Annotated in this window: 1 protein-coding gene and 3 pseudogenes; all 4 read left to right on the plus strand. The window is 67.9% G+C overall.

Annotated features, from left to right (window positions below):
• Positions 1–114: 114 nt before the first annotated feature.
• The gene (ltrA, locus tag MXD62_RS27120; protein ID WP_248832244.1) at positions 115–1446 is read left to right on the plus strand and encodes a group II intron reverse transcriptase/maturase; all 1332 of its coding nucleotides are present in this window, start codon (positions 115–117) and stop codon (positions 1444–1446) included.
• Positions 1447–1644: 198 nt separating this feature from the next.
• Positions 1645–2229, plus strand: a pseudogene (locus tag MXD62_RS27125) (IS3 family transposase); the annotation flags it as partial.
• Between the two features lie 106 nt (positions 2230–2335).
• Positions 2336–3696: pseudogene (locus MXD62_RS27130) on the plus strand (IS30 family transposase).
• Between the two features lie 80 nt (positions 3697–3776).
• Positions 3777–3865, plus strand: a pseudogene (locus MXD62_RS27135) (IS6 family transposase); the annotation flags it as partial.

The following is a 3865-nucleotide window of genomic DNA, read 5'->3' on the forward strand; positions in this document are numbered from 1 at the left end:
ACCACTACCAGCCCGACCCACACCAAATCAGATCTGACCCGGTCTACCCGTCAAACCGCGAGCGTGCCGGAGCCCTGACTTCATCGATGCACTGGTTGAAGGGAAAGACTCGGGTTGAGTGCCTCACAGGCTAGAATGACCCGCCACGCCGACGGTGTGGATTCGGTCCGTGCCCTCCAGCGAGTGCTCTACCGCTGTGCCAAGTCTGATCCCGACCGTCGTTTCCACGCGCTGTACTGCCATGTCGTCCGCGACGACGTTCTCTGGCGTGCGTGGCACGATGTGCGGTCGAACCGGGGAGCTCCCGGCGTCGATGATATATCGATCGACGACGTGGAACGCCTCGGGGTCGGGGAGTACCTACACGGCATCGCAGCTGACCTCAGGGCTGGCTGCTACCGGCCGGCAGTACTACGCCGAGTCGAGATCCCGAAAAGCGAACCCGGGAAAACTCGGCCGCTGTCGATCCCCACGGTCCGGGACCGCATCGTGATGACTGCAGCGAAACTGGTACTCGAACCAATCTTCGAGGCCCAATTCCTGCCGGTCAGTCATGGGTTCCGGCCAGGCCGTTCTCCGCTCGGTGCCTGTGAGGCTATTCGAGCCGAAGTTTACAGGGGACGGACCTGGGTGTTCGACACCGACGTCGCTGACTGTTTCGGCAGTCTCGACCGTCGCGCGGTCATGAGCCAGGTCGAACGCCGCGTATCGGACCATCAGATCCTACGGCTGATCCGCGCGTGGCTGAAGATCGGAGTTCTCGACGACGGCGTGGTCACCGACCGGTCCACAGGGGTGCCGCAGGGCTCACCGATTTCCCCGCTCCTGGCAAATGCCGCCCTGCATCTGCTCGATGAGCAGTGGACGGCACTCGCCCGGCGGACCGGAATACTTATCCGGTTCGCCGACGACCTCGTGGTGCTGGCGGCGACCGAGAAAGCCGCTCACAACGCCAGCGTGTTCGTGGCGAAGGTCCTGCGCCGGCTCGGGTTAAGCCTACATCGAGCGAAAACCAGGATCGTGAACCTCCGCGCTGGCGCGGGCGGCTTCGATTTCCTCGGATGGCATCACAGGATGGTGTGTTCATGGCGTTGGCACGGCAGGTGGTACTACCATCGCTGGCCGTCCGCCCGCGCTATGCGCGCCATCCGGACCAAGGTCCGGCAGAATACCGGTCCGGACAAGGTGGGTCGGCCGCTGGCAGCCACGGTAGCCGTCCTCAACCCGATATTGCGGGGATGGAACGGATACTTCCGCCACGGGAATTCCTCGCGGCAGCTTGCAGCGGTTGATCGCTACGTCCACATGAGGTTGGCTATTCTGTCCAGCCGGAAACACCAACAGACCGGGCGAGGATGGGGCCGACGCCACGACCCCTCCTGGCTTTCCCGGCTCGGGGTATACCGGCTCAGCGGGACGACTCGACGGGTGACGACGTATGCCTGAACGGTGAACGATGTCGGTGAGCCGTGTGAGGGAGAACCTCATGCACGGATCGACGGGGGGCGGCTGGAAACGGGGCATCGCCATGGCGGGCCGGGATGAGAAACGTGCGGGGAAACCTCACGGACAAAAGTACCGGACCACAGCGCCTACAGCCACAATGCAACCGCGCCAGCCGCCTACCCTACAGACCGATCAGAAATGAAGTTCGCTCTGATCGACGCGGAGAAAACACACCACCCTGTCTCCGTCCTGGCCCGCGTGCTCGGTGTGTCACGCGAGGCCTACTACGCCTGGCGCCGCCGCGGCGGCGTGTCCGCTCGGACTGCCGGCGATCAGACCCTGACCACGAAGATCACCGCTGTGCATGCGGCGTCCCGGGCGACCTACGGCGCCCCACGAGTGCACGCCGACCTGGCCGCCGCCGGCGTCCGGACCAGCCGCAAGCGCGTCGCCCGGCTGATGAGACAGGCTGGCCTGCAAGGGGTCCACCGCCGCCGCAGGATCAGCCTGACCCGCCGGGACCGGGCCGCGCACCTGCCGCCCGACCTGGTCGGGCGGGACTTCACCGCGCCGGCACCGGACCGGGTCTGGACCGCCGACGTCACGTACGTCCCGACCGGGCAGGGCTGGCTGTACCTCGCGGTCGTCCTCGACCTGTACTCCCGCAAGATCGTCGGCTGGTCCATGTCCGACACGCAGAAAACCGCCCTCGTGGCCGACGCTCTCACCATGGCCCTCCAGCACCGACGTCCCGCCCCGGGCGTCATTCATCATTCCGACCAGGGCAGTCAAGGCGGATTCAACCGGTCGTCGCAACGCCTTGATGTGGAGAGGTGTTGTAGTGGGGCGACCGCCGGATTGGACAGAGACGGTGACGGGGCGGGCGGGGATGTGCTCGCCGGGGCGGCCGCCGGTGGGCCGGTGGGCCGGTGGGAGCATCACCAGCGGTTCTGGGTGGCGATCGCTCGTGGCCTGACCAGCGAGGACGCGGGTGTCGAGGCTGGCGTGTCGCCGGTGGTCGGGACCCGGTGGTTCCGGAACTGTGGCGGGATGCCCCCTTCGTACTTCCCCGCGCCTTCGGGTCGCTATCTGTCGTTCGCGGAGCGGGAGGAGATCGCTCTGGGACGCACCCGCGGGGAGGGCGTCCGGACGATCGCGCGGCGCCTGGGCCGGTCGGCGTCGACGGTGTCGCGGGAGCTGCGGCGTAACGCCGGGACCCGTGGCGGGACGCTGGTCTACCGGGCCACGCTCGCGCAGTGGCATCGTGACCGCCGTGCCGCCCGACCCAAGGTGGCCACGCTCGCGGCGAATGACCAGCTCCGCGCCTATGTGCAGGACCGGCTCGCCGCAGCGGTCCGCAGAGGTGACGGCACGCCTGTGCCCGGTCCGTGGACGGCGCCGTTCACCGGCCGAGGCAAGCCCCACCGCCGGGACCGGCGCTGGGCGAGCGCGTGGAGCCCGCAGCAGATCTCCCGCCGGCTGCGGGTCGACTTTCCCGACGACACGACGATGCGGATCTCGCACGAGGCGATCTACCAGTCTCTTTACATCGAGGGCCGGGGTGGGCTGCGCCGAGAGCTGGCCGCGTGTCTGCGTACCGGTCGGGCGCTGCGGGTGCCACGCGCTCGGGCCCGCCGCCGCCGCGACAGCATGGTCACCCCCGAGGTCAGGATCGCCGCCCGCCCCGCCGAAGCCACCGACCGCACTGTCCCAGGGCACTGGGAAGGGGATCTGATCATCGGGTTGCACAGGTCCGCGATCGGCACCCTGGTCGAGCGCACCACCCGGTTCACCCTCCTGCTGCACCTGCCACGCCTGGACGGCTACGGCCGCGGGCCCCGGGTGCACAACGGCCCGGCGTTGGCCGGGCACGGCGCCGAAGCCGTCCGACAGGCGATCACGACGTCGTTCGCCGCGCTACCCGGCCCGCTACGCCGGACCCTGACCTGGGACCGTGGCCGGGAAATGGCCCAGCACACCCGGCTGACCGCAGAGACAGGCATCGCCGTCTTCTTCGCCGACCCGCGCAGCCCCTGGCAGCGCGGCACGAACGAGAACACCAACGGCCTGCTACGCCAGTACTTCCCTAAAGGCACCGACCTGTCCCGCTGGACCCGGCACGACCTCACCGCCATCGCCGTGACCCTCAACAACCGACCCCGCAGCACACTCGACTGGAAAACCCCCACCGAAGCGATGAACGAACAGCTACTCTCACTTCACCAAGCCGGTGTTGCAACGACCAGTTGAATCCGCCGGGAACTCCGGCGGGCGCTGTTGCATCGGCGATGTCCACCTTCGCGTAGCCGCCGATCAGTCATGATCAGAGGATGCGTCGACGCCGTGTCCGTCCACCGGTTCCGACGTCGGAGTTCGCCGGGTTCCGGTTCCCGCCGGAGGTGATCGTGCTGGCAGTGCG

This window comes from Frankia sp. Mgl5 (genome assembly GCF_023242985.1).
GTDB lineage: Bacteria > Actinomycetota > Actinomycetes > Frankiales > Frankiaceae > Parafrankia > Parafrankia soli.